Annotated in this window: 24 protein-coding genes; 7 read left to right on the forward strand and 17 right to left on the reverse strand. The window is 45.7% G+C overall.

Features of this window, described 5'->3' with window-relative positions; translation table 11 throughout:
* Positions 1-71: 71 nt before the first annotated feature.
* Genes CH376_RS00115 through CH376_RS00175 form a run of 13 tightly spaced genes read right to left on the reverse strand, consistent with a single transcriptional unit; the run spans position 72 to position 12,150 of the window.
* A complete protein-coding gene (locus CH376_RS00115) occupies positions 72-1,547 on the reverse strand; it encodes an NADH-quinone oxidoreductase subunit N (RefSeq protein WP_100785796.1) in 1,476 nt (491 codons plus the stop codon).
* Positions 1,544-3,226: an NADH-quinone oxidoreductase subunit M gene (locus CH376_RS00120; protein ID WP_100785795.1), complete on the reverse strand. Its 1,683-nt coding sequence runs from the start codon at positions 3,224-3,226 to the stop codon at positions 1,544-1,546. The genes CH376_RS00115 and CH376_RS00120 overlap by 4 nt, the downstream gene beginning before the upstream one ends.
* A 1-nt stretch (position 3,227) precedes the next feature.
* Complete coding sequence (gene nuoL, locus CH376_RS00125) at positions 3,228-5,168, reverse strand: NADH-quinone oxidoreductase subunit L (protein WP_100785844.1); 1,941 nt, start codon at positions 5,166-5,168, stop codon at positions 3,228-3,230.
* Between the two features lie 5 nt (positions 5,169-5,173).
* Positions 5,174-5,494: an NADH-quinone oxidoreductase subunit NuoK gene (nuoK, locus tag CH376_RS00130; RefSeq protein ID WP_069608100.1), complete on the reverse strand. Its 321-nt coding sequence runs from the start codon at positions 5,492-5,494 to the stop codon at positions 5,174-5,176.
* Positions 5,491-6,117 carry an NADH-quinone oxidoreductase subunit J family protein gene (locus CH376_RS00135; protein WP_100785794.1) on the reverse strand — a complete coding sequence of 209 codons (627 nt, stop codon included), beginning with the start codon at positions 6,115-6,117 and terminating at the stop codon, positions 5,491-5,493. The genes nuoK and CH376_RS00135 overlap by 4 nt, the downstream gene beginning before the upstream one ends.
* Before the next feature lie 12 nt (positions 6,118-6,129).
* On the reverse strand, positions 6,130-7,170 hold the full coding sequence (nuoH, locus tag CH376_RS00140; RefSeq protein WP_100785793.1) for an NADH-quinone oxidoreductase subunit NuoH: 1,041 nt from the start codon (positions 7,168-7,170) through the stop codon (positions 6,130-6,132).
* Positions 7,167-8,474 (reverse strand): NADH-quinone oxidoreductase subunit NuoF, encoded by a 1,308-nt coding sequence (gene nuoF, locus CH376_RS00145; protein ID WP_100785792.1) that lies wholly within the window; start codon positions 8,472-8,474, stop codon positions 7,167-7,169. The genes nuoH and nuoF overlap by 4 nt, the downstream gene beginning before the upstream one ends.
* Positions 8,475-8,488: 14 nt before the next feature.
* A complete protein-coding gene (gene nuoE, locus CH376_RS00150) occupies positions 8,489-8,968 on the reverse strand; it encodes an NADH-quinone oxidoreductase subunit NuoE (protein ID WP_100785791.1) in 480 nt (159 codons plus the stop codon).
* Entirely contained in the window at positions 8,968-10,185 is a 1,218-nt protein-coding gene (locus CH376_RS00155) for an NADH-quinone oxidoreductase subunit D (RefSeq protein WP_100785790.1), read from the reverse strand. The genes nuoE and CH376_RS00155 overlap by 1 nt, the downstream gene beginning before the upstream one ends.
* A gap of 1 nt (position 10,186) precedes the next feature.
* Positions 10,187-10,720 (reverse strand): NADH-quinone oxidoreductase subunit C, encoded by a 534-nt coding sequence (locus tag CH376_RS00160; protein WP_100785789.1) that lies wholly within the window; start codon positions 10,718-10,720, stop codon positions 10,187-10,189.
* Entirely contained in the window at positions 10,717-11,277 is a 561-nt protein-coding gene (locus tag CH376_RS00165) for an NADH-quinone oxidoreductase subunit B (RefSeq protein ID WP_100785788.1), read from the reverse strand. Before CH376_RS00165 ends, CH376_RS00160 begins: the two co-directional genes overlap by 4 nt.
* Entirely contained in the window at positions 11,268-11,645 is a 378-nt protein-coding gene (locus tag CH376_RS00170; protein ID WP_100785787.1) for an NADH-quinone oxidoreductase subunit A, read from the reverse strand. The genes CH376_RS00165 and CH376_RS00170 overlap by 10 nt, the downstream gene beginning before the upstream one ends.
* Before the next feature lie 43 nt (positions 11,646-11,688).
* Positions 11,689-12,150, reverse strand: coding sequence for a hypothetical protein (locus CH376_RS00175; protein WP_100785786.1), 462 nt, complete (start codon positions 12,148-12,150; stop codon positions 11,689-11,691).
* Positions 12,151-12,260: 110 nt separating this feature from the next.
* Between CH376_RS00175 and CH376_RS00180 the strand changes: the two genes are divergently transcribed.
* The 6 genes from CH376_RS00180 to CH376_RS24130 all read left to right on the forward strand — a co-directional run bounded on the left by CH376_RS00180 (position 12,261) and on the right by CH376_RS24130 (position 17,329).
* On the forward strand, positions 12,261-12,899 hold the full coding sequence (locus CH376_RS00180; protein WP_100785785.1) for a hypothetical protein: 639 nt from the start codon (positions 12,261-12,263) through the stop codon (positions 12,897-12,899).
* Between the two features lie 11 nt (positions 12,900-12,910).
* Complete coding sequence (locus CH376_RS00185) at positions 12,911-13,375, forward strand: MaoC family dehydratase (protein ID WP_100785784.1); 465 nt, start codon at positions 12,911-12,913, stop codon at positions 13,373-13,375.
* A gap of 30 nt (positions 13,376-13,405) precedes the next feature.
* Positions 13,406-13,864 carry a MarR family winged helix-turn-helix transcriptional regulator gene (locus tag CH376_RS00190; RefSeq protein WP_100785783.1) on the forward strand — a complete coding sequence of 153 codons (459 nt, stop codon included), beginning with the start codon at positions 13,406-13,408 and terminating at the stop codon, positions 13,862-13,864.
* Between the two features lie 17 nt (positions 13,865-13,881).
* Positions 13,882-14,307 (forward strand): DUF3995 domain-containing protein, encoded by a 426-nt coding sequence (locus CH376_RS00195; protein ID WP_100785782.1) that lies wholly within the window; start codon positions 13,882-13,884, stop codon positions 14,305-14,307.
* 77 nt (positions 14,308-14,384) lie between these two features.
* A complete protein-coding gene (locus CH376_RS00200) occupies positions 14,385-16,340 on the forward strand; it encodes a CASTOR/POLLUX-related putative ion channel (protein WP_207767180.1) in 1,956 nt (651 codons plus the stop codon).
* An 821-nt stretch (positions 16,341-17,161) separates the two neighbouring features.
* Positions 17,162-17,329: a hypothetical protein gene (locus CH376_RS24130; protein WP_165781755.1), complete on the forward strand. Its 168-nt coding sequence runs from the start codon at positions 17,162-17,164 to the stop codon at positions 17,327-17,329.
* Positions 17,330-17,435: 106 nt separating this feature from the next.
* Here CH376_RS24130 and CH376_RS00205 read toward each other — a convergent pair whose 3' ends face one another.
* The 4 genes from CH376_RS00205 to CH376_RS00220 form a co-directional block, all read right to left on the reverse strand.
* The gene (locus CH376_RS00205; protein WP_100785781.1) at positions 17,436-18,095 is read right to left on the reverse strand and encodes a DUF2461 domain-containing protein; all 660 of its coding nucleotides are present in this window, start codon (positions 18,093-18,095) and stop codon (positions 17,436-17,438) included.
* 53 nt (positions 18,096-18,148) lie between these two features.
* Complete coding sequence (locus CH376_RS00210) at positions 18,149-19,129, reverse strand: alpha/beta fold hydrolase (protein WP_100785780.1); 981 nt, start codon at positions 19,127-19,129, stop codon at positions 18,149-18,151.
* 116 nt (positions 19,130-19,245) lie between these two features.
* Positions 19,246-20,883, reverse strand: a complete 1,638-nt coding sequence (locus tag CH376_RS00215; RefSeq protein ID WP_100785779.1) for an N-6 DNA methylase — start codon at positions 20,881-20,883, stop codon at positions 19,246-19,248.
* A gap of 812 nt (positions 20,884-21,695) precedes the next feature.
* Positions 21,696-22,670, reverse strand: coding sequence for an ankyrin repeat domain-containing protein (locus CH376_RS00220; RefSeq protein WP_100785842.1), 975 nt, complete (start codon positions 22,668-22,670; stop codon positions 21,696-21,698).
* Between the two features lie 156 nt (positions 22,671-22,826).
* Between CH376_RS00220 and CH376_RS00225 the strand changes: the two genes are divergently transcribed.
* Positions 22,827-24,311, forward strand: coding sequence for an amidase (locus CH376_RS00225; RefSeq protein WP_100785778.1), 1,485 nt, complete (start codon positions 22,827-22,829; stop codon positions 24,309-24,311).
* Positions 24,312-24,330 lie beyond the last annotated feature (19 nt).

A 24,330-nucleotide genomic window follows, 5' to 3' on the forward strand; every position in this document is an offset into this window, starting at 1 on the left:
AGTATTTTAGAATTTTTGAATGTATTGTTTCCATTCCGAGCCTATGTCCGGAACGGAAACGACAGATAACGTCAGAAACCGCTAAGATACTGGAGCGCGCCGACGGCGAGAAGATTCCCCGGAACAAGTAGAAACCAACCCAAAGCCACCATAAAAAAGCAAACGACTACGACGGACGTGACTCCGAGGCTGAACGGCGCCGAATGATTTCTGGTCACTTCTCCTTCGTCGCTGCTCATAAATGTCGCTATCCCGATTCGGAGATAGTAATAGAGCGCTAACGCGGAATTTGTGACTCCCCCGATGAGTAAAATCCGATTCATAAGCGTGTCCGACTCAGCCAGCTTCTGAAACAAAAAGAGTTTTGCCCAAAACCCTCCGAACGGCGGAACTCCCGCCAAGGACATAAAGAAAATGTTAATCGCGATCGCGGTAAAAGGTTTCACTCCGGACAAAGACTGAACCGAAAAGAACGTAACCTGTCTCGTTCCTTCTTCCAAATAAGCAAGCACCGCAAAGGCCCCCAAGCTAACGAAAGAATAAACAATTAAGTAGAACAACGCCTCTTCGTGGACTCCTGCGGAAATTCCGGCAACGACGTAACCGGCGTGAGCGATCGACGAATACGCGAGCATTCGTTTTAAATTTTCCTGTTTTAATGCGAGCAGATTTCCGTAAACCATGGAGCATAACGCAAGAATTCCGGGTAACCATGCCCAGGTTGTTTCTTCCAAGGCCATCGGAAGTTTGGTATAAAGAATCAAAAGCAGACCGATAGACGCGGACTTGGACGCGGTCGCCATATAACCGGTCACCGGCGTAAGCGCTCCCTCATAGGCGTCCGGAGTCCATGCGTGATAAGGAAAAAGTGCGATCTTAAAAGCGACTCCTGTCAAGAAGAGAACAAGACCGATCTTTGCAAAGTTCCCCTGATATCCGGCGACGATCAACGGTTTCAAAGCGACCGTGATATTCGTCGAGCCGCTTCCTCCAAAAAGAAAAGCGATTCCCATCAGCATAAAGCCGGATGAAAAACTTCCCAAAAGGAAATATTTGAGGGTCGCTTCCAGGGAAAAAAGATCGCTTCTCGCCATTCCGATCAGAATATAAAGACAGATGCTCATCAACTCGAGCGCTACGAAGACGAGAATAAAATCCTGTCCGCCGGTCATCAGCATCATTCCACAAGTCGCAAAAAGCAGCAACGGATAGAATTCGGGAAATTCTACTTTATGATTCTTTAATATTCTTGGGACGACCGCGGCGGTTCCGATCGCCATAGATAAGTAGATCAGATTCAACCAGAACGTAATAATCGAGTTCTCGATCTGGCCGCCGAAATAGGTTCCGTTTCCCGGAAAACGAAACGAAATATAGAACACGCTCGCGAGAGCTATAAGAAGAATCAAACCCGAGACATATCTTACGATCAGAAATTCTTTTGTCTTAAACAAGACGCCGAGACAAATTAAAAATACCCCGCCTGCCGCCAAAATCAACGCGGGAAGAATCGAAAATAAATCGAGGACATTTGGAATCAGATTCATTGAACCGCCTCCTCGTCTCCTTCGGGAGATGTTTCCTTGCCCTTTCGGATCGATTCCGGAAGAGCGAACTTACTCTGATAACCTTTCAGACGCTCCTCGTATCGGGCGGGATCGGACCCCAATGCCTTATAAGAAGTGTATTTTCTTTCAAAGGGTTTATCGTTTAAATCTTTTTCCTTTAGAGAACGATCCTGTATCACTTTCGCGGAAGCGGAATTTAACGCGACTTTCACGGAAGGTTCCAGCACTCTCAAAAAAGGTTTCGGATAGATTCCGATCCAGAAAATCATAATCACGGTCGGAATGAGAATCGCCCACTCCTTCAGATTGAGGTCGTGGTGTTCGGTTAGATTTTTCGTGGGTTCGCCGAAGATCATTCTCTTTGCAAAAAGCAAAAGATATCCAGCGGCGAAAACAACTCCTGTTGCGGCTAACGCGCCGTAGACGACGTTGGCCTTGATGCTTCCGAGGATGATCAAAAATTCTCCGATAAAGCTGTTGGTTCCGGGAACTCCGAGAGAGGAAAAAATTCCGATCGCCAAAAATACGGAAAACACGGGAAGAAGTTTCGACAAGCCGCCCGCTTTTGCGATATCGTTGTTTCCGATTCTTTCGTGAAGCATTCCCAACATAAAAAAGAGCATCCCCGCGGTAAACCCGTGGTTGATCATCTGCAGCATCCCGCCGGCCATTCCTTCTTCCGTAAAACTCAGGATTCCGAGCATACAAAAACTCATGTGAGAAAGGGATGAAAACGCGACGACCCGTTTGGAATTCTCCTGCGCCATCGCTACGATCGCCCCGTAGAGAATTCCCGCAATCGCGAGTCCCCCTAAAAGTTCTCTGTATTCGAGCATTTCTTCCGGAAAAAGCGGAATCGCCAAACGGATAAAGCCGTAAAGTCCGATCTTCAATAGAATTCCGGAAAGGTCCACCGAACCGACCGTAGGCGCCTGCGAGTGAACGTCCGGCATCCAAGTATGAACCGGAAACAAGGGAACCTTGATCGCAAACGCGAGCACAAAAGCGAAAAACATAAAAAGACGGACGTTTTTCGGAATCTCAGGCAAAAGCCCGGTGGAAAGATCTTCGATCACGATCGTTCCCGTCTTAAAATACAATATTAGAATTCCTGCAAGCATCAAAACCGATCCGGTAAAGGAAAAGATCAGATATTTGATCGCTGCTTTCACCCTTTGGTCCTCTCCCCAGATTCCCACCATCAAGACCATCGGTGAAACCATCGCTTCCCAGAAAATATAGAATTGAACGAGATTGCCGGAGAGAAATACTCCGTGGACGCTCATTTCCACGATCATAAGATAAACGTAAAATTCCCGGATCCGAGTTGTGATGCTCGACCAAGTAGCGAGTGTGGAAAGAAAGAACAACAAAGAGGACATTCCGCAGAGCAGAAGACTGAAGCCGTCGAGACCGATATGATAGTCCACTCTTAAGTTTCCGGAAACCACGATATCTCGGATCCGATCCACAAATTGCAAAGAGGCGTTGTCGGGATCGTATTTAAAATACAAACCGACGAGAATCAAAAAAGGGACGAGAGTAAACGTTCCGGAAATCAATCTCAGCCAATAGACCTTATTGGAAAAAAATAAAAACGGAACCCCGATCAGAGGCAAAAACAAAAAGACACTCAGTATAAACGGCGGGAAATCCAAGTTATAGCCCCCTCAGTAGAAAAAAGGAAAGAATGGCGACCGTTCCAAAAACGATCAAGATCGCGTAGTCTACCACGATTCCGGTTTGAACCCTTCTCAAAACCAAAGAGATCGCAACCGCAAACCTTCCCGTTCCGCGCAACATCAAATCGAGGAAATTTCTTTCCACGTAATTCGCTAAAAATTTGCCAAGTAGAAGAATCGGATCCACGATAAAGTCGCGATAGAGTTCATCCACGAAATATTTTTTAGAAAGAATTCTTTTAAAACCGGTAAGAGATTCCTCTTCCGCGGGGACGTTTTTACCCGCGAGAAAAATCGTCCTCGCGATAAAAATTCCAGACAACGCGACCGCGACCGAAACCGCGACGAGAATCAACTCTACGGAAGTGTTTGTCTCGTGAACGTCTAAACCTTGTTTGACGATCATCTGAGAAATTTCGGTTCCTCGGAGAAAGATCGGAGCGAAATATCTGGTCAACAAATCCACGCCCCCGAAAAGAAAATGAGGAACTTCCAAAAATCCGGCGATCGCAGCGCCGATGGACAAAATCACGAGAGGAATCGTCATCACAAGGGGAGATTCGTGGAGATGGGAAGCCTTGTGTGAGGAGACGCGGGATTCTCCATAAAAAGCCAAGTAAGTCATTCTGAACATGTAAAACGCGGTTAAAAGCGCCGTGACGATTCCGAGACCGTAAAAGAGCGTTCCGTAAGCATAACTCTTTTCTAATATTAGATCTTTTGAAAAGAATCCGCTAAAAGGCGGGATTCCGGAAATCGCCAAAGATCCTACAAGAAACGTGATCCAGGTGATCTTCATCTGATTTTTGAGTCCGCCCATATTGCGGAGATCCTGTTCGTGATGAAGCGCGTGTATGACCGAGCCGGAACCCAAAAACAAAAGGGCTTTGAAAAACGCGTGCGTCATCAGATGAAAGAGCCCCGCGACGTAAGCGCCCGCTCCCATCGCGACGAACATATAACCTAACTGTGATACGGTGGAATACGCCAATACTTTCTTGATATCGTTCTGAAAAAGGCCGACGGTTGCGGCTAAAAAAGCGGTCACCGATCCGACGATCACGATCCATTGTCCCACCTGCGGAGCGGACAGAAAAATCGGATTGAGTCTTGCGATCAAAAAAATTCCAGCAGTCACCATCGTAGCCGCGTGAATCAGAGCGGACACAGGAGTCGGTCCAGCCATCGCGTCCGGCAGCCAAACGTGCAGAGGAATCTGCGCCGATTTTCCAATCGCTCCGATAAAAAAACAAACGGCGGCGATCGGAAGAATATAACGAAACGAAGGAACTTCCGGTATCGCCTCAGCGATTTCGGTAAAAGAAAGAGAACCCGTGAACCAGAACACGAGCGCAATTCCGAGGAGCATTCCCAAGTCGCCGATCCGGTTTGTGATAAAGGCTTTCATTCCGGCGTTCGCCGCGGAATCCTTGTGATAGTCGAACCCGATGAGTAGATAGGAACAAAGTCCGACTCCTTCCCATCCCAGAAAAAGAAGAATTAAATTTTCTGCGAGTACTAGATTCAACATCGCGAATATAAAAAGATTCAAATACGCGAAATAACGGGTAAATCCCGGATCCTCTTTCATATAACCGATGCTGTAGAGATGGATCAAGGATCCGATACCGGTGATGATCAGAATCATGTATAAGGAAAGCTGATCCACCTGATACGCGAGGGAAACTTTCAATCCCCCCGCTTCAAACCAAGGAAACAGGGTTACGATTTCGGGGACGGACCGCTCCATCGGGTGAAACAGATAAAAAGAAATTAGAGCCAGAATAAAAGATAAAAAGACCACTGAAGTGGATAAAATCCCGGTAAAACCTTTCAGCCATTTGCCGAAAAGTCCCGAGATCAAAAATCCGATCAAAGGAAGCGCGACTAACGCAGGGACGAGGTTGGAGATTTCCATTCTTATTACCATTTCATCAGATTCATTTCGTCAACGTAGCTCGTCTTTTTGAGCCTGTGAATCGCGATCACGATCGCAAGTCCGATCGCGGCTTCGGCTGCTGCGATCGCCATCACGAAAAAGACCACAACTTCTCCGTCCACTTGGTGAAGCGCTTTCGAAAAAGTCACAAAAACGAGATTCACCGAATTTAAAATCAATTCCACGGACATAAAAATAAGAACCGCGCTTCTTCTTACCATCACACCCGCGACTCCGATCGTAAAGATGATCATCGCCAGAGTTAGAAAGTATTCCACGGGAATTCCGGAAATCCAGAGGTTCATAACTTATCCCCTTCCAATTCCTTGTTGGCTAAATTCTTTTTCCCCAGTACGACTGCGCCTAATACGGCCGCGAGGAGAAGAATGGAAATCAATTCAAAAGGAAGCAGATATCGCAGAAACATCGCGCTTCCCACCACGGCGGTGTTTCCGGAAGAAGTCGATCCGGTTCCGTTCGCCGTATTTCCGCCTTTCGGAATTTCGAAAGAATATTCAACATTGCTGTTGGAGCGATAGCCGATTCTTTCCGAAGTTTTGGAAGGAATTCCGTCGTGAACGGCGGTGATCAAAAGAATTCCCAAAAAAGCGACGAGGGAAAGATACAATAGTTTTTTCACGGGTTTTTCAAAGATGAAAAACTGGGAATTTTCGTCCCGGAGCGAAAGAAGCATCAAAACGAAAACCACCAAAACCATGATCGCTCCGGCGTAAACGAGAAGCTGCATCGTCGCGATAAAGATCGCGTTCATCACGGCGTAGATGGCGGCTAATGAAAAAAAACTCAAAACGAGCAAAACGGCGGCCGTAATCGCGTTCGGATGAAAGATCACACCCAGAGAACTGAGGACCATCACCGTCGCGAATAGAAAGAATAGAAGCAGTTGAGGTTGATCTGTTAGTGGCATATTCTTATATTCTTAAAATTGTATATAGATGCTTGCGATGACGATGTTCAAGATCGCCCACGGGATCAGTTTTTTCCAACCGAGAGACATGAGTTGATCGTAACGAAAACGAGGAAGCGTCCATCTCACCCAGAGAAACAAAAACGTAAAAAAGAGAACCTTGCCCAAAAAGAAAAAGAGTCCGAAAAGAGGTTGTAAAACGTGGCCGTTCAAAATGCCGAACGGAACCTGATATCCTCCGAAGAAGAGCAACGTCACCACACAACTCATCGTGATCATGTTCATATATTCCGCGATGAAAAATAAAGCGAACTTAAACGCTCCGTATTCCGTGTGAAAACCTACGACGAGCTCGGATTCCGCTTCGGCCAAATCGAAAGGAAGTCGGTTTGTTTCCGCGAACATCGCCACTACAAAAAGAAAGAACGCGATGAATCCCGGAAGTTTGAAGATATTCCAGAGACCCGCCTGAGAGGAACTGATATCGGTAAGTTTTAAGGAACCGGTGATGATCACGACGGATGCCACGCTCAGAGAAAGAGGCAGTTCGTAACTGATCATCTGAGCCGTCGCGCGAATTCCGCCTAACAACGAATATTTGTTGTTACTCGCCCAACCCGCGATGATGATTCCATAAACCGCGAGAGAAGAGATCGCAAACAAAAAGAGAATTCCCGTATCCGGATTCGCGACCTGAAGATCCAAAAACTGAAGACCGGTCGCGTTTTGTAAAAATTCAGGAAGCGGGATCTGACCTCCCAAAGGTACTACCGACCAAGCCATGATCGCGCAGGTCATCGAAATCGCGGGAGCGATGAGATACATCACACGATTGACGTTCAGAGGAAACACTTCTTCTTTTGTGAGAAACTTAATTCCGTCCGCAAGAGGCTGCAGAAGTCCGAAAATTCCCGCGCGATTGGGACCTTTCCGGTCCTGGATAAAACCCGCGACCCTTCTTTCCGCAAGAGTGTAATAAGCGCAGGCCGTGATCAGGATAAAAAAGAAAAGACCGCTCTTTAAAAGCCAAAATAGAATTTCATTCCAATTCATAGAAGAGCCTTGTCCTCCTTCCTTCTACGGAGTTCCGTCACCGGTTCCGGTTTCACTTTCAACCTTGCGTCGAACTCGGAACGAAATTTCTGAAGCGCCGGACGAACCGCGCCCACACAAGCGTCCGAAAGAGGGCAAATCGTAGTTCCGCCTTCCATGTTGCGGGACAAGGAAAGAATCAGATCGATATCCTGAGTAGTTCCTTCTCCGTCTCTGATTTTGGAAAGAATGTCCCGAACCCAATGCGTTCCTTCGCGACAAGGAGTGCACTGACCGCAGGATTCGTGAGCGTAGAATCTGGCGAATCGATACGTGGTTTCCACGATGTCCGTCCCTTCCGCGAGTACGATGACCGCGCCGGAACCGAGCATGGTTTTGTGGGCGGCCATGGATTCGAAATCCATGTTCGCCGTTTTACATTCTTCGGCGGTTAAAATCGGAACGGAAGAGCCTCCGGGAATGATCGCCTTCAGAGGTTTGTCGTCGACGATTCCTCCGCAAAGATCATTCACAAGTTCTAATAAAGGAGTTCCTAATTCGATTTCGTAAACGCCCGGTCTTTTTACGTGACCCGAAACGCTGAAGAGTCTCGTTCCCGGAGATTTTTCGGTCCCGATCTTAGAATACCAATCGGCGCCCTTGTCCATGATATGAGGAATCGCGGAAAAAGTTTCCACGTTATTCACCACCGTCGGAGAACGATACAGGCCGGAGACTGCGGGGAACGGAGGTTTCAATCTTGGATGACCTCTCCTTCCTTCTAGGGAATTGATGAGCGCGGTTTCTTCTCCGCAGATATAAGCGCCGGCTCCTTCGTAGAGGACGAGATCAAAGTCGAAACCCGAACCCAGAATATTCTTACCGAGATAACCTTTTGCATAGGCTTCGTCGATCGCCTTCTGCATGGTTTTGGCGCCCTTCTGAAATTCTCCTCGAATGTAAAAGAATCCTTTGTTTGAGTTGATCGCCCTCGCTCCGATGATCATCCCTTCGATGATCTGATGTGGAAGATTCTCGATCAGTTTACGATCTTTGAATGTACCGGGTTCGCCTTCGTCCGCGTTGCAGATGATATATTTCGGTTTTGGAATGTCTTTCGGAATAAAGGACCATTTGAGGCCGGTCGGAAATCCCGCGCCTCCCCTTCCTCTGAGACCCGATTTTTTCACCTCGGCGATGATATCGTCCGGTTTCATCTTCAGGGCTTTTTTCAAACCGTCGTAACCGTGAACGGATTCGTAAAACTCGAGTTCTGCGGACTGACGATTGTCGATGTATTTCGTGAGAATTTTCATTTCTGCCATAAGGGTTTCCTTTGTCAGTCCAGACTTTTGAGAATCTGATCCACCTTTTCAGGCGTAAGCTGTTCGTAAAAATCGTCGTTGATTTGCACCATCGGAGAATAACCGCAGGCGCCGAGACATTCCACTTCTTCCAATGTAAACTTTCCGTCCGGGGTCGTTTGTCCGAGATGAATTCCCAAACGTTCGCAGAGATGTTTTTCGATTCCTTCATTCCCCTGCAGATAACAGCTCGAAGTCCCGCAGATCTGGATATGATACTTTCCGACCGGTTTTTTATTGTAGAGCGTATAAAACGTCGCGACTCCGTAGACTTGCGCGAGCGAAATCGGATCTCCGAGGCGTTGTGCGATGTAATTCATCCCGTCCTGATCCACAAAACCGTTCTCTCTTTGTAGAATGTACAAACAAGGAAGAATCAGAGAACGTTTTTCCGGAAATACTTCCAGCATCTTCTGGAATCTTTTTTCGGATTCCTCACTGAACTTGTAACTCATCAGCAGTCCAACTCCCCGGCGATCACGTTCAAAGAACTCATCGTGGCGACCGAATCCGCGAGCAAACCGCCGCGCACGAGATCCGCATAAGATTGATAATACCAAAAGCAAGGGCGTCTAACGTGAACTCTCCAAGGAGATTTTTCGCCTTCGGAAACGATGTAGTAACCGAGTTCTCCGTTGGCCGCCTCGGTCGCCATATAATATTCTCCCGGAGGGACCTTAACTCCGTGCATGATGATCTTGAAGTGATAGATCAATTCTTCCATGTTGTTGTAGACCTTGTTCTTTTCCGGAAGATAGGCGTGCGGAAGATTCGCGTGCCAGCTTCCTTCGGGAATTCCGTCCACAAGTTGTTCGATGATCCGAATCGACTGACGCATCTCTTCCATACGAACCAAGGTCCTGTGAAGAACGGAACCGTCCTCGCCTACTGGAATGTCGAAATCGACTTTATCATACAACATATACGGTTCGTCTTTACGAACGTCCCAATCCACTCCCGTCGCCCGAAGATTCGGTCCGGAATATCCATAGGCAATCGCGTCCTCCGCGGAAATGCCGCCTATCCCGTCCGTGCGTCCGAGAAAGATTTTGTTCTTTAAAAGAAGACTGTTGAATTCTTCGATCGCCGGTTTGAGTCCGGCGCAGACCATCTTCACTTCTTTTACGAAGTCGGGATAAATGTCTCGTTCGAGTCCGCCGATTCTACAGAACGTGGTGGTAAGTCTCGCGCCAGTGAGTTTTTCGATGACTTGATAGATGTTCTCGCGATGATGAAAGAGGTGAAGAAGTCCGGAGAACGCTCCCAAATCCACTCCCAAAATTCCGGAACAGATGATATGATCCATGATTCTCGAAAGTTCCGAGATGATCATTCGCACGTAGGTCGCACGATCGGGGACCTCGATCTGCATCATCTTTTCCACGGCGAGAATCCAACCGATATTGTTCAACGGCGTGGAAACGTAGTTCATCCGATCCGTGCAGACCAGGAACTGATTGTAAGTATAACGTTCTCCTAATTTTTCAAAACAGCGGTGAACGTAACCGATTACGGATTCGGCTTCTACGATTCGTTCTCCGTCGAGTTGAATCACGTTTTGAAGAATTCCGTGAGTCGCCGGATGAGAAGGTCCTAAGTTTACGAGAAGATGACCTTCGGGAAGGTTGGCAAACTTCTGTCCGAAATGTTGCGCCGTTTTTTCGTACATCATTTTACTTTCCTCCTTCTTCCGCGATGTCTTCGGAGATATGCATCTGCAGAAGATCTTCTATGAGGTAATCCTGACCGAATCCTTCCAACGGAAAATCCTTCCGCAGAGGGTGGCCTTGAAAGTTATCCGGCATCAAAATTCGATCCAGACTCGGATGATTGGCGAACTGAATTCCGAAAAGATCGAAAACTTCCCTTTCCGGCCAGTTGGCGCCTTTGAAAACGGAGACGATACTCGGAACGGATTCCCCTTCTTCCACTCGAACCTTGATTTGAATTCTGCTCGCGGCCTTGTTCGCGGAACGGAGAAGATAACAAACTTCGAAACGGGGTTCTTTTTTTCCGAGCCAATCGATCGCGGTGAGATCGTTTAGAAAATTATAATATAGTGTTGGATTGTTTTTGAGAGCCGTCAGCACGGGAACCAGACCTTCCGGTTTTAGAAAAAAAACGGGAAGATTGGAAACAACGGATTCTTGTTTGTCCAAAAACTGGGGAAATTTTTCTTTGAGGAAACTTTCTACTGCTTCTTTCATCGTACGACCAGGGGTTTATTTCTTTCGTTCAATTCCTGGATTTTATGCATCACTTCCTGACGCCTTTCTTCCAGCCCCTGAGTTTTCAGTTTCTGCTGTAATTTTACGAGTGCGTCCAAGATCGCTTCCGGACGAGGAGGACAACCGGGAACATAAACGTCGACGGGAAGTATCCGATCCACGCCTTGCAGAACTCCGTACGTATTGAACATTCCGCCCGAGGAAGCGCAAGCTCCCACGCTGATGACGAACTTCGGTTCCGCCATCTGATCGTAGATCTGACGAAGCACGGGCGCCATCTTGTAGGTGATCGTTCCGAGTACGAGAATCATGTCCGCCTGACGCGGAGAAAACGAAGGACGTTCCGCGCCGAAACGGGCGATATCGTAATCGGAACAGGAAGTACTCATATATTCGATTCCGCAACACGCGGTCGCGAAAGGATACGGCCAAAGGGAATAACTTCTTCCCCATTGAATCACGGACTCGACGTTGCCGAGTTGAATCATGTCGCCCAGAGCTTGGCCCGGAGCTTTGCTCATATCACTCAATCCCATTCCAGCGCTCCTTTCTTCCAGATATAGTATAAACCCACGACCAAGGTAAGAACAAACACAAACATCTCGAAGACGAGAAAAAAACCGATTCCCGCGTTCTTAAATCCGATCAGATTGACTGCGTAAGGAAAAAGAAAAACGGCCTCGATGTCGAACAAAATAAAAAGAACCGCGACGAGATAAAACTTAATGTTAAAAAGTCCTCTCGCATCCCCGTAGTACTGCACACCGCACTCGAAAGTGTCTTGAGGCTTCGACTTTTTTTTGGGGCCGATGAGTATGGCAAGGGTAAGAATCAGAGCCGAGAAACCAACTCCGAGTAAGAATTGAATTAATAAAGGGCCAAGGTGCTCGGGAGCGCTATCCATAGCTCCTATTAGACTCCGTTTCGCATATAGCCTGTCAATCAATTTAGTATATCGAGCGCCCCGACGAACGACCCGTAGAAAGCGAGATCGCCAAAAGCCTCGAAGCGAAAACGTTGACTCTCGGCAAAGTTGAGACGAGCGAACTGAAAACGCAAACCCGTAAAGCGAGGTTGAGTTTTGCGATCGGTTTTCGACAAAGTTGCAAAATCGGACGAATAGCGGAACCGAAGCGAGCGATTCCCGACAAAGCCCCGGAAGAACACAAACCAAAACCGAGATGAGAAAGCGTAATCCTACCGTTTCCTAAAACTCTTCGGAAATCCGAAGTTTCCAATTGAAACAGAGAATCAAAAGGATCCATCCAAGCGGAGAGAAGAATCCAAATCTGCACTGTAATATTTGTGCAAATTCGATTCATCCAATCGAAAAAACGAAGCGCAAGAATTAAGAAATTATAACCTGAAAAGACGAGTGTTATACTACTCAAATCAATGGGAACTTTCACTCACTCAAACTTTCTTTCGAAAGAAGAGCCTCAATTAGTTTGACAAAAAACAGATGGACAAATCAAAGCACTGACTTCTCCTAGGAAAGGTCCCGACAAAGGAAAACGAATTGTCCTCCGCATTCAACGCAGATCCCGTTTCCCGGAAAGAGAACATTCTTCTTTCTTATTATCATTTTCCCATCGCCCTCATTCTACTCTTTCTTCTCTTTACCGAATGTTCTACTTCCAAAAATTCCATCTTCGGAACGGTGTTTGTTCGACGGGGTTTTACTCCCGAAAAAAAAACGAAACACATCGTCTTTCCGATTCAGATTCGATCGGGTTGGCTCTTAAAAGATCAGAATGCAGATCAGAGAAAATTCGTAGAATCCAGGAGTTTTGAAAAGTTAGAACTCGCGATTCTAAATTACGGCGGCAAAGTGCAGGAAAGATATAACGCGGAAAGACAGTTTCGTTCGACGTTAGAAAACGAATCGGCTTTCAGCGAGGAAAAGGGAATCAAGATCGCCAAACTTCTCAAAGGCGACGTCGCGGTCTTTACGGACTTTACCGATTACGGAACCGCGTCCGGAAACTCGATCTTGGAAGTCACCGTAAAAGCGATGGACGTGGAGAACGGAGAAATCGTCTGGAAAGCGATGTATTCCGGAAAGGCCTTGGGTCTTCAGGACGGCATCGATCTTTCCAATTTAGAATCCGAAATTTTCGAACAACTGACAAATAGATTAAAACAAAAAACGGAGTAAAGGAGAACAACATGGCTAAAGTAGTATTATCCAGTTTTGCTGAATTAGAAGCCTACACCGGAAAAGAAATCGGGGTTTCCGATTATCACACGATCACCCAGGAACAGGTCAATCTGTTCGCGGACGCGACCCTGGATCATCAGTGGATACATACGGATCCCGCGAGAGCGGCGAAGGAATCTCCTTTTGGCACTACGATCGCGCACGGATATCTTACTCTTTCCATGGCACCCTACCTCTTGTCTCAAATATTAGAATTAAAGAATATTAAGATGGGGATCAATTACGGAATGGAAAAACTTCGGTTTTTAGAACCCGTAAAAGTAGGAAGCAAGTTGAGAATCAGAGCGGAGTTGATCGAGCTGAAAGACCTAAGAGGTACGGCGAGAATGACTCTGAAGATGACTTTTGAAACCGAAGGTTCAGCAAAAGCGGCCGCGGTCGGAGAGGTAATCTATCTGTATCAATTTGCCTGATGGAAAAAAATTTCTAAAATTAGGTAAAATATGAGTCCTAGGCTGATCATCTATATGGTCTCGAGAATTCGAGACGAATTTCACAGGCACTTAAACTTTGAGTTAAAAGAAAAAGGTTTAGGTGCGCTTACAACGACCCACGCGGATATCCTGTTCGCTCTCGTAAAGAAAAAGCGGGCGCAGATGCAAGAGATAGCCAAGATGATCAATCGGGATAAATCCACGTTAACCGCCCTTGTGGACAAGTTGGAATCCTTAGGATTTGTGGAAAGAACGAAGGATCCGGACGATCAAAGAATCATACATCTGGAGCTGACACCGAAAGCCTATTCCGTTCGCCCGGTGCTCTTAGGAATTTCGAGGGCTTTGGTAAACAATCTCTACAAGGGATTTACGGAGGATGAGAAAAAGGAATTGGCGCGGCTTCTCGTAAAACTCTATCACAATCAGAATCCGGATTCGCCGATCGGAGACTTCTTTCTTCAGTAGAAGAAAGGACTAACGCGATGACTTCTCTACAACCGATTCTTTCTTGGACCGCGGGTTTGATTCTTCTTTTTTTATCCGGAATCCATTTCTATTGGTTGTCGAGCGGTCAAACGGTCGGGAACAAAGTGATTCCGACGGTTAACGGAAAATCGGCTTTTCAGCCGGGAAAATTTGCGACCGCGACGGTCGGAATTCTTCTCCTCGTCTCCTCTTTGGCGCCGATCGGATCGACGATCGAAAATCCCTTCGGAATTTCAAAATCAACGTTTCAATACGGAAGTTACTTTCTTTCCGCAATTTTTTTCCTGCGCGCGATGGGAGAATTTAGATTGGTCGGGTTTTTCAAAAGCGTAAAGGGAACTTCCTTCGCGGAATACGATACAAAATACTATTCTCCCCTCTGTCTTTTTCTTTCGGTCCTTCTTTTTCTTTCCGCGATCTAAGAAAGAAATTCGGATTTTTCCGAAAAGAAATTATTTTCCATTTGATAAAATCGAGGGTTGGATTTCCATTCACCCGCATGAAATCAAAACATACATTCTCAGATAAACTTCGTTATCATTTCGACAACTTTATGTCCAAAGGCGGAGGCGCGGTATTTGCGGCCTTGATCACTTTATTCTTAATCGCATTCCTGACGTTATCCATATTGCGCGTGTTAGGCGGCTTGGTTTTTCCGGACGAATCGATTCAAGGAAAAGGAGAATTTCTTTGGAGGGTATTCTTGCAGATCTCGGACGCGGGCGCGGTCGCGGAGGACGGAGAATCCAACTGGTTCAATAAATTATCCGGAATTCTCACGGTTTTTTTGGGACTCGTTTTATTTTCGAGTTTAGTCGCGTTTATCACGAATCAATTTGACCAGAAGATCCAGGATCTAAGAAAGGGAAAAAGCGACGTATTAGAATCCGATCATACGATCATCCTCGGTTTCGGAGTCCGAGTGGTCGAGATCATCAAAGAATTGATCGAGGCGAACTCATCCGAATCCAGAGCCGTCGTCGTGATCCTTGCGGAAGAAGACAAAGAAGCGATGGACGACTATCTAGCCGAGAACCTGACCGATCGTAAAACCACGAAAGTAATCACACGATCCGGAACTCCGTCCAGTTTGCATTCTCTGAGAAAAGTAAACGCGGGAGAAGCAAAATCCGTACTCGTCCTCAACGCGTCAGGCGACGAAGAATCCAAAGAAGGACGATCCATCGGAGACGCAAAAGTTCTAAAATCGTTGATGGCCTTAGTAGCATTAGGACAGGACAAAGAACTTCCTCCTATCGTCGCGGAACTCTACGGAGAAGAAAACCGTCAGATCGCTCAAGAACTTTCTTCTTCGATTCAAGTGATGGACGAAAGAAACATACTCGCGAAACTTCTCGTACAGACTTCAAGGACCTCCGGACTTGCGGTAGTCTATTCGAACTTGGTGGGATTTGAGGGAGACGAAATCTATTTTTACAAACCGAAAGCCGGTTGGAACGGATTGTCGTTCCAGGAAATTTCATTTCGGTTTAACGAATCTGTTCCTTTGGGTTTTCGAAAGGAGGAAGGAGAGATCGTCTTAAATCCTCCCGCAAATTACACTCCCGGAGAAGACGAGGACGCAGTTCTTTTGGCCGAAGACGATTCTAAGATAAGATACGCGGACAACGCGGTCGCGAATCCAAGGGATTTTCAAACTCCGAAAAAGAAACGCTCCAACCCGATCGACAAACAACTGATCGTCGGATGGAACTCAAAAAGTCCTCTCATCGTAGAAGAATACGCCAAGTTCGTGGCCCCCGGCTCTACGATCGATCTTTTGGTGAAACAGATAGACGACGACTTCAAGGCTTCCGTGGTTAGGCTAAAGAAAAAATATCCTAAAATCACGTTACGCTCCTTTCAAGCCGACCTTTCCCAGGAATCCGTGATGAAAAGACTCGCTCCTGAATCTTACGATTCCGTAATATTCTTGGCCGAGGAAAAGGAAAACATAGAGGAAGTGGACGCGCAGACGATTTCCCTTCTTCTCCGTTTCCGCCAGTATTTCAAAAGATACGCGTTCAAGACCGGAAACCAACCGAGAACACAGTTGATTACGGAGATTATGAATTCCGAAAATACGGAAATCGTTTTAGAAACAGGCGTCAAAGACTTCTTGATTTCGAATCAATTCGTTTCGAAAATGATGGCTCAAGTTTCCCAAGAACCGGACGTTATGCGCGTTTACGAAAATCTTTTTAGTCCGGAAGGAAGCGAAATCTATCTCAAACCGGTGTCCTTGTATTTTGAAAATTCTTCGCAAGTCGTTTCTTTCGCAGATTGCGTAAACGCGGCCCTCAAAAGAGGGGAAACTTGTTTTGGAATCAGGATCGCTTCCGAAGAAAAGGACGAAGAAAAAGGATACGGAGTACATCTGATTCCGCCAAAGGACACTCAGTTTTCAATCAAACCGGAGGATTCTTTGATCGTTTTGGCGGAAGATCAGACCTGAATTCGATGCAGGGAACAACTTTTCGACTCTAAGAAATGATCTAACGAGTACGTTCCCTCGCACCCCCCATCACGGTCGCTTAACAAATTAGAAAAAAGAATTTCCGATTCGAAAATCCGCTCTTTTTGTAAGTTCGGTAAATAATGAAAGGTAAAAGATCCGAGAAGAGAAAAAAAATAACGCGCGACCTCAATATCGCGATATACCCGATTTCATCGCGGATGCTAAGGCCTTAGCATCCGGAATTCATACCGCAACGAGACTTGAATAAGGAATACCGTGATCCGAAACGGCTCATCTCCGACCTATGAAAAAAAACCGATCACATCCTTTTACGATAGCCGACGGATTGAAAACGGAGGATCAAATCAAAGAAATTTTATAACCGATATCGTTATGAGAAAATTCCTAGGAAAGGAATTGAAAACTAGAATATTAAAAAAACTGAATTAACCGACCCAGGAGAATCCATAGTTCAAACCGGTTTATACTATTATTAGAACGAAGGACTGGATACAAACTTCAAAGGGCGGACGTACGAAACCGTTTAGGATATTCCGCTTAACCTTTCGTAGACCTCGCATTTTTTTGAAACTCCCGATTAGACTAAAGAGATTCTCCCCAAAAGACCGCCTAAGCCCACAAAACAAACCAAACGGGAATGTTCCGCCAAAAAAAAGAAACAAACAGTATCCGGACGGACAATCTTTACTTTACATTGGAAATAAAATATTTCTACATTTTAATCGGCCTTATCGGCATATAAAGAATTAAATTTCGAAATCGTCCCAAAAGTCGGCGATTTTGAGAGGATTTTAGAAATGAAAACAAGTCTGACACTCCTAAGCGCTTGGATCCTTTGGCTGCACTCCGTAAGGGGAAACATATTTTTAGGAGAATTCAATACGCAAGAAGAGTGCAGAGCGGCGATACGCGAGGACGCGACACATCTGTTAACGTGGAAAACTTCCTGTCGCGAAACTCGGTAAGATACGCTTCGGACAGGACTTCGCTTAATAAATTTGAAACGATAAAACTGCTTTACTTATCCGCCTTCTAAAAACGCAGGCAAACATTTCCCAAACGCGTCGGTGTTTAGGGAACGAGACCGTTTAAATATTTCAAAAACGGCTGAATAATCTTATAAGACTCGATTGTATTCTCAATGAAATTTTTTGAAAGGACGTCCGAATCGCCGACGTTTTTTTCCACGATATAACTCGTGTATTGAATCCATTCAAAATCGGGATGGTCTTTCGAAAACCCCCGAGGCGCGGTTTTCAATTTCATATCGGAAAGACTTCCGAATTCTTTTTGGATTTTTTTGTCCTGAATCACTTTCTTAAGCACATTAGGATTTTCTAAAATAGATTCTCTAACCTTCCTTAAAATTTTGGGTTCGGGCATATAAAGCCCGCCCGCGATAAAGGATTGATTGTCCGGCTGGATATGAATATAAAAAAGAGGACGTCCCAAATCCTTACCGGAAGCGCCGATGCTGGCGCCGAAATTTGTTTTGTAAGGCTCTTTGTTCTTAGAAAATCGAACGTCCCTATAAATTCTAAAAATACATTTTTTAGGATCCACACCCGCAAGCGATGGATTGACTTTGGCAAGGCCGATCACGAGCTCGGTGATTAGTTTTTCAAAATCGTTCTTCGCTTCGATAAAGAGCGGCTTGTTTTTTTCCAACCAGGGTTTGTTGTTATTCTTCGCTAATTTTTTCAAGAAGTCAAGAGTCGATGATTGTAACATGAAAGAACCTTTCGAATAAGTTCGATTTTAATCCGCGATCGATCAAGCCAAAATCATTTCTTTCGCTTTCGAAATGCCATTGAATCCTTTGCGGAAAGGAACAGATCCAAATCTTTAGCCGAACGTTCCGGAATTTCTTCCATCGGTATGTGGCCCACTCCATCGTAGACGATGAACTTCGCATCGGGGAGATCCCGTTTCCAATTCGGGAAGTATTCGTAACTCAACCAATGATCCTCGGTTCCCCACATCACCAGAGTCGGTTTTTTAATTTCGGAAATTCTTTTTCCCATTGCCTCGTCCTGAAAACCATCCCTCTGCTCTTTGAAAATTTTCACGATCGAAGATCGATTTCCCTTTTTCATGGAAAGTTCGACGTATCTTTCTTCCACTTCTTGTTTGAGTTTGCTCGGATCTCCGTAAGCCTGCCTAACTCCCCTGCTCACCACAAAACGAGGCGTGGAGATTTTCATCAGAGGTTGTACAATCGGATGACTCCCAACGGCGACTAACTCAGGCAACGGCTGCGGGTAGCCGACTGAGTTGAGAAGAATCAACCTGTCGACTCGATTCGGATGATCCAACGCGTATCTCCAGGCGATAAGGCCTCCTAAAGAATTTCCGACTATATGAAATTTTTCGATTTTAAGCCGTTCCCTGAATTTTTCCAAAAGAGATATCATACCTTCCGTTTTCAAAACGGATTCCTCTTCTCCGATTTCGGTTAAACCGTGTCCGGGAAGATCCAATCGAATGACGCGATATTTAGTCTTTAAAATTTTTGTCCAATCGTCCCAAGTATGCAAAGAAGAACAAACTCCATGAAGAAGAACGACAGCCGGGCCGCTTCCTTCGTCCCGGTAGTGAAGATTTACGTTTTCGATTTCGATAAACTCGGATTCGAAATCGGCGTATTTCGATTTTAATTCTTCCGTCGGTATCGAACCGACTCCTAAAAATTTACAGGAGCTAAAAAACAAAACGATCCATAAAACGGAAACTCTGCATTGTAAAAAAGAGACATTGAGTATCATAATATTCTCATACGTTAGTGACGTCTGTGAAAGACGATCGAAATCGGCGTTTTTAGTAAAGGATTTTTTGAACGCAGAATACGCTCAGAATTGTTAAGCGAAATGGTTTTTGAAACTTAGGCGGATTCCGCGCCGAAAATAGAATCGATTCTTTGGAGGATTTTTATTTCCTTATCGGCGGAAAACCGTGCAGTTTTAAGATCTAATATGAGAGTTTTCAGTTCGTTTAACAAAACCAGATCCAACTTTCTAAAATCCGGGACCCATAGAGAATTCAGATCTCCCGGCTCCGCTTTCCAGAGTCCTCTCGCGTATTCCCTTCTTCTCGATTCCAAATCCCTTTTCGAATCCGCAGAAATCAAATACGCGTAGACCGCGTCCACCCATTCGTCCATCCCGGGAGCGGGAGTGAATCCGTGAAAACAAGTCAAATGAACGACATTACTGAAATTCCGGACGATCCGAATTTCGTTTCTATGAAAACTGGATGCGAGGATAGGGCAGGAAGACTTTGCCTCCTGACTGTACCAATTTTTCCTCCTTGAAGGAAGAAATCTTCGGTTCACTCCTTTCGTGAGACCGCTTTCCAGATATTTTTTAACCGCCGCCGATTCATCCGGATCCAATTCGTTCCTAACGTCCAGAAGCCAGACCTTCGCCCCTTTTCGACTCAACTCTTCCCAATCCGAATATAAGAATATTCTATTTCTCGCATATTGTGATTTTGGAATACAACTTCTAAAAAATTTCTCCGGAATTCCGGAATCTTCGACCATCGCCCTTGTAAAAAGAAAAAAATCATTGTCACCGGTGGCGATTCCTCTCGTAAACTTTCCGAATTCCAATAGAGGAACCTGCAAATCGGAAGAATGTCCTACGACTTGCCCTTTTCTCTCGAACGGATGAGTTCTCTTTTCCATACTATGAAATATCGGACTCCACTTCGCTTCCGGATCCGGGAACGGAATCCATTCGGTCTCGATCGATTTTACGGCGCCGGAGACGAGCTTTGACTTATCGGTAAAAAATCCGGGCTTTAATCTCGCCCAATAAAACCCCGACTTTTTTTCTTTTCCCGAATTCTCCAGAAGAAGAATGCAAGAACTTGTTACCGCTTCGTCGAAAAGACTGTCTTGAGGAGATAGCAGGAAAAGGGAATGAAGAAGATCCGATCTTTTTAGGGCGGTTTTGATGAAAACTCCGTAGCCGGAGTTAAAAAAATCCTGCGGAACTAGAAAGGCTGCGCGTCCGCCGACGCTAAGCATATTCAAACATTTTAATAGAAAGAACACGTAGAGATTAGCTGTCCCCGGAAGTTTTTTTTCCAAGTCTCCGCCGAAACGTTTATTCAATTCCTTCGAATAATCCCTATCGCTTATCTTTTTATACGGCGGATTACAAAGTATCACGTCGAATTTTTGATCCGGCGCCTGCAAAAGAAAATCCTGATCGAAGAATCTCAGCGAACCGAGCCGCGAAACTTTATCTTCTAAGGAAGTTTTACTGGATTCTAAACATTGAAGATCGAGGTCAAAGCCGACCCATTCCGCTTTTAGATCAGGTCGTTTGTCAAGAAGGCTAGAAAAGAAAACTCCGTTTCCGATCGCTGGGTCCAGTATACGTTTCGAATTTTCCGGCGAAGAGATGCGATCCGCGCCGAGAACCCAATCCACCAGGAAATCCGCTACTTTTTCGGGAGTAAAAAACTGTCCTAGAAATTTATTTTTTATTTTTCGATTTGCCTCTTGAGACATTTATACCGTGCAATTCCATTTCTTTCGCCGTTCAAACGAATGCAATTTTCTTCATACAAACTCTACTCAAGGAGTTAACGTCTGTTATATAGACAAAAATTTCAGATCCTGAGATGCTAACAACCAGTAAATTATTTGGATAGTATTACGGCTATTAGGTGAGAAGGAGTATACTATAAGTCATTCTATAACACGGCATTCGTTCAAAATGGAGCGGTCTTCGCGCAAGACGTATACAAAAAGATTAAGCGAAATGGAGATAAAACGAGTTTAAACTTTGTTTCGAGAATTTCATAAGACCGAATCGAATTAAAACTATGTATTTTCATAGTGTCGAATCATGAAAAGGGATCAATGAAGTTATTTCTGAATCAAATGTTCTCGCTTACTTCTTTCCGAACTCGTAAGTTCTTTTCTTTCCACTTCATTCGAAGTTGCGGAGTTATAGAAATAGATAATTGCATTCGGATGGGGCAAGTTCTTTCCAGGGCGGTTTCAAATTCTCATCGTTTTCGGTTTTTTAAAGAGTATAAGAGCAGATATCGTGAATTGCCGTTATTTCCAAGAACAATATGAGTTAACGTTTTCGCAAAATGCTAATACGAAATGAAAATCGATTCGGATGATTTTGACGAGAACGACTCAGGTAGTATCGAAATAAAAATTTCGCCCCTTAAGTGAGAAGAAATTTCGATACCGAGTAAAAAAAGAAAGTTTAAGGCGAGAAAGAGAAGCGTCGTTCGAAATCGATTCTTCTTTAAAAACAGATTTTATCCAAGGTAGAAACTTGGATCTTCGGAGATGGAACGATCTTATTGAGAGATCCGATCGGAATTCTCTTTGATTCCAAGTCGCTTTAATATCAAGACTTCCAAGGATTCCAATTTTTGCTTACGAACCTCTTCCAAAGAAGTTCTCCCATGGACGTCGGCGAGACTTGGGTCGGCTCCGAGCTCCAAAAGTTTTTGCGCGAGACCGACTCTCTTTTTCAGGATCGCCTGCAGAAGAGGAGAAATTCCTTCCGCGTTTCTGTGGTTGAGATTTGTCCCGGACTTTACGAGAAGATCGACGATTCTTGCGTCGAAATCAGGTTCTTCCGAAAGAAAATGAAGCGCGTTATCCGCCCCCAATTGAATCGTCTTTCCTTCCGAATTCGTTTCGTGCAGACGGCTCGTATAATCCGGCTTCGCGTTGTTTTTTAACAAAACCTCGACGATCGAAAAATTCTGAGCCGAAGTTCCGGCGCCGCACGCAAGGAAGAGCGGAAATTCTTCCGGACTCCCTTTGTCAAAATTTACGTCCGCGCGGTTTTCGATTAAGAATTGAACGAGCACGAGATTTCCGTGTCGGATCGCAAGATTCAAAATGGAAACGGGAACCGTTTTGCCCGAGGAATCGACCTTGGATAAATATTCTATCTTCGCCCCGGATTCGATGAGACGTTTTGGAACCGCGAGATCGTCGATGTCCAAAACCTTCACGTCCAAAAGTCCGGAAAGACTTTCCGCGAGAACGGAACTCCCGTCTTCATCCTGAGCGTTAACGTTGGCCCCGGCGCGGATCAAAACCTCGGCGACTTCCGGTCTGTGATCGGCGATCATTAGCGCCGTTTTTCCGCGAGAATCCGTCGCATCTACCGTTGCTCCTGCCTGGAGCAGAATCTGCGTCTTTTTCGGATCCCCTTCCTGAACCGATCTCAAGAACTCGTTATCCAAAACCGGATCGGCAACGAGCAAAAAAGGAAAAACAAATATGAGATAAGGAATTTTGCGAATTGTAGAAATCATTGTTCGTATCAAAGGCCGTTCTTTTTATTAGATCGGATTTCCGATGGTTGTATATCCACATTTTTAGAATCCCGTTTTTCCCGGAATCCTAAAAACGCCCTTTTTATCTTGACCCGCGATTCTTCTTGGAGTTCCTCTTGTTTTCGGAGTTGGATCATGTCAAAATCATTCAAAGAATACACCTACTACGACGCCACAGGTCTCGCCGACTTAGTTCGAAAAAAATCGGTTCATCCTTCCGAACTCGTAGAATCGGCGATCGAAAGAATCGAATCCACAAACCCCGGACTGAACGCCGTGATCCATCGTTTCTACGAGGAAGCTCGTAAAGACGCCAAATCCAAACTTCCGAACGGTCCGTTTCGAGGAGTTCCGATTCTGGTCAAAGACTTCATACACGCGATCGGAGGCGCTCCACTTAGCTCCGGCTCGAAGTCGTTTCGAAATTATATTTCTCCCGTGGATTCGGAGTTCATAAGAAGATTGAGAAACGCGGGAACTCTTTTCTTAGGACAGACGAACGTTCCTGAGTTCGCTCTGATGGGAATCACCGAACCGAAGTTACACGGTCCGACCCGAAATCCATGGAATTTAGAGAGAACCCCCGGAGGTTCTTCCGGAGGTTCGGCCGCCGCCGTAGCAGCGGGAATGGTTCCGGTTGCAACCGCGTCCGACGGAGGAGGATCGATTCGAATTCCCGCCGCCTATTGCGGGTTATTCGGTCTCAAGCCCACTCGAGGAAGAACTCCGGTCGGTCCTTATTCGGGAAGACTTTGGCAAGGGGCTTCTGTGGATCACGTCTTATCGAGGACCGTGCGAGACAGCGCGGCGTTTTTGGACGCGTTATGCGGAATCGAAAGCTCGGACGCGTTCAGTTTTGAAGAATCCAAAACGAGTTATCTTTCCGAGATCAAGAAATCTCCCGGTAAACTGAGGATCGCATTCTCCACCCAATCTCCCATAGGAACTCAAGTACATCCTGATTGTGTGGAGTCGGTCGTTCATACGGCGAAAATTTTACATTCTCTCGGACACAAGGTGGAAGAGAAAGAAGCTCCCGTAGATGGAAAGGCGATCGGAAGAGCTTTTATTACGATGTATTTCGGCGAAATGGCGGCTCAGTTAAAAAACTTAGAGCCAGTTTTGGGAAGAAAGGCTCGGATGGGAGACGTGGAATCCGTGACTTGGATTTTAGGACTTTTAGGGAGAACCGTTTCCGCGGGTGAATTTGTAAGATCTTTACAAGAATGGGATAAGGCGGCTCTTGCGATGGAAAACTTTCACAAAACGTATGACGTTTATCTTACCCCTACGACTGCGATGCCACCCGCAAAGATAGGAGAACTGGAACCGAAGTTAGGCGAGAAAATCGCGATGCAAGTTGTAGGACGTTTAGGTCTTGGAAGGATGCTCCTTGCCTCCGGCCTCGTGGATGAACTCGTCGAAAAAAGTCTTTCCAGAACGCCCTTTACCCAGCTCGCAAATCTAACGGGACAACCTTCGGTTTCGATTCCAATCGGACAGACGAGCGATCAACTCCCTCTCGGCCTTCAATTTACCGCGGCAAGAAGAAGAGAAGACATTCTCTTTCGTCTGAGCGCTCAGTTGGAAAAGGCGGTTCCTTGGTCGAAACACAAATAGAAAAATCGGAAGAGTCGCT

This window comes from Leptospira adleri (assembly GCF_002811985.1).
In the GTDB taxonomy this organism is placed as follows: domain Bacteria; phylum Spirochaetota; class Leptospiria; order Leptospirales; family Leptospiraceae; genus Leptospira; species Leptospira adleri.

What these genes read in the sequence shown, in the direction of transcription:
- CH376_RS00115 (WP_100785796.1), bottom strand. Translation starts at nt 1,547, where the DNA reads ATGAATCTGATTCCAAATGTCCTCGATTTATTTTCGATTCTTCCCGCG.
- nuoL (WP_100785844.1), bottom strand. Translation starts at nt 5,168, where the DNA reads ATGGAAATCTCCAACCTCGTCCCTGCGTTAGTCGCGCTTCCTTTGATC.
- nuoK (WP_069608100.1), bottom strand. Translation starts at nt 5,494, where the DNA reads ATGAACCTCTGGATTTCCGGAATTCCCGTGGAATACTTTCTAACTCTG.
- CH376_RS00135 (WP_100785794.1), bottom strand. Translation starts at nt 6,117, where the DNA reads ATGCCACTAACAGATCAACCTCAACTGCTTCTATTCTTTCTATTCGCG.
- nuoH (WP_100785793.1), bottom strand. Translation starts at nt 7,170, where the DNA reads ATGAATTGGAATGAAATTCTATTTTGGCTTTTAAAGAGCGGTCTTTTC.
- nuoF (WP_100785792.1), bottom strand. Translation starts at nt 8,474, where the DNA reads ATGGCAGAAATGAAAATTCTCACGAAATACATCGACAATCGTCAGTCC.
- nuoE (WP_100785791.1), bottom strand. Translation starts at nt 8,968, where the DNA reads ATGAGTTACAAGTTCAGTGAGGAATCCGAAAAAAGATTCCAGAAGATG.
- CH376_RS00155 (WP_100785790.1), bottom strand. Translation starts at nt 10,185, where the DNA reads ATGATGTACGAAAAAACGGCGCAACATTTCGGACAGAAGTTTGCCAAC.
- CH376_RS00160 (WP_100785789.1), bottom strand. Translation starts at nt 10,720, where the DNA reads ATGAAAGAAGCAGTAGAAAGTTTCCTCAAAGAAAAATTTCCCCAGTTT.
- CH376_RS00165 (WP_100785788.1), bottom strand. Translation starts at nt 11,277, where the DNA reads ATGGGATTGAGTGATATGAGCAAAGCTCCGGGCCAAGCTCTGGGCGAC.
- CH376_RS00170 (WP_100785787.1), bottom strand. Translation starts at nt 11,645, where the DNA reads ATGGATAGCGCTCCCGAGCACCTTGGCCCTTTATTAATTCAATTCTTA.
- CH376_RS00185 (WP_100785784.1), top strand. Translation starts at nt 12,911, where the DNA reads ATGGCTAAAGTAGTATTATCCAGTTTTGCTGAATTAGAAGCCTACACC.
- CH376_RS00190 (WP_100785783.1), top strand. Translation starts at nt 13,406, where the DNA reads ATGAGTCCTAGGCTGATCATCTATATGGTCTCGAGAATTCGAGACGAA.
- CH376_RS00195 (WP_100785782.1), top strand. Translation starts at nt 13,882, where the DNA reads ATGACTTCTCTACAACCGATTCTTTCTTGGACCGCGGGTTTGATTCTT.
- CH376_RS00200 (WP_207767180.1), top strand. Translation starts at nt 14,385, where the DNA reads ATGAAATCAAAACATACATTCTCAGATAAACTTCGTTATCATTTCGAC.
- CH376_RS24130 (WP_165781755.1), top strand. Translation starts at nt 17,162, where the DNA reads ATGAAAACAAGTCTGACACTCCTAAGCGCTTGGATCCTTTGGCTGCAC.
- CH376_RS00205 (WP_100785781.1), bottom strand. Translation starts at nt 18,095, where the DNA reads ATGTTACAATCATCGACTCTTGACTTCTTGAAAAAATTAGCGAAGAAT.
- CH376_RS00210 (WP_100785780.1), bottom strand. Translation starts at nt 19,129, where the DNA reads ATGATACTCAATGTCTCTTTTTTACAATGCAGAGTTTCCGTTTTATGG.
- CH376_RS00215 (WP_100785779.1), bottom strand. Translation starts at nt 20,883, where the DNA reads ATGTCTCAAGAGGCAAATCGAAAAATAAAAAATAAATTTCTAGGACAG.
- CH376_RS00220 (WP_100785842.1), bottom strand. Translation starts at nt 22,670, where the DNA reads ATGATTTCTACAATTCGCAAAATTCCTTATCTCATATTTGTTTTTCCT.
- CH376_RS00225 (WP_100785778.1), top strand. Translation starts at nt 22,827, where the DNA reads ATGTCAAAATCATTCAAAGAATACACCTACTACGACGCCACAGGTCTC.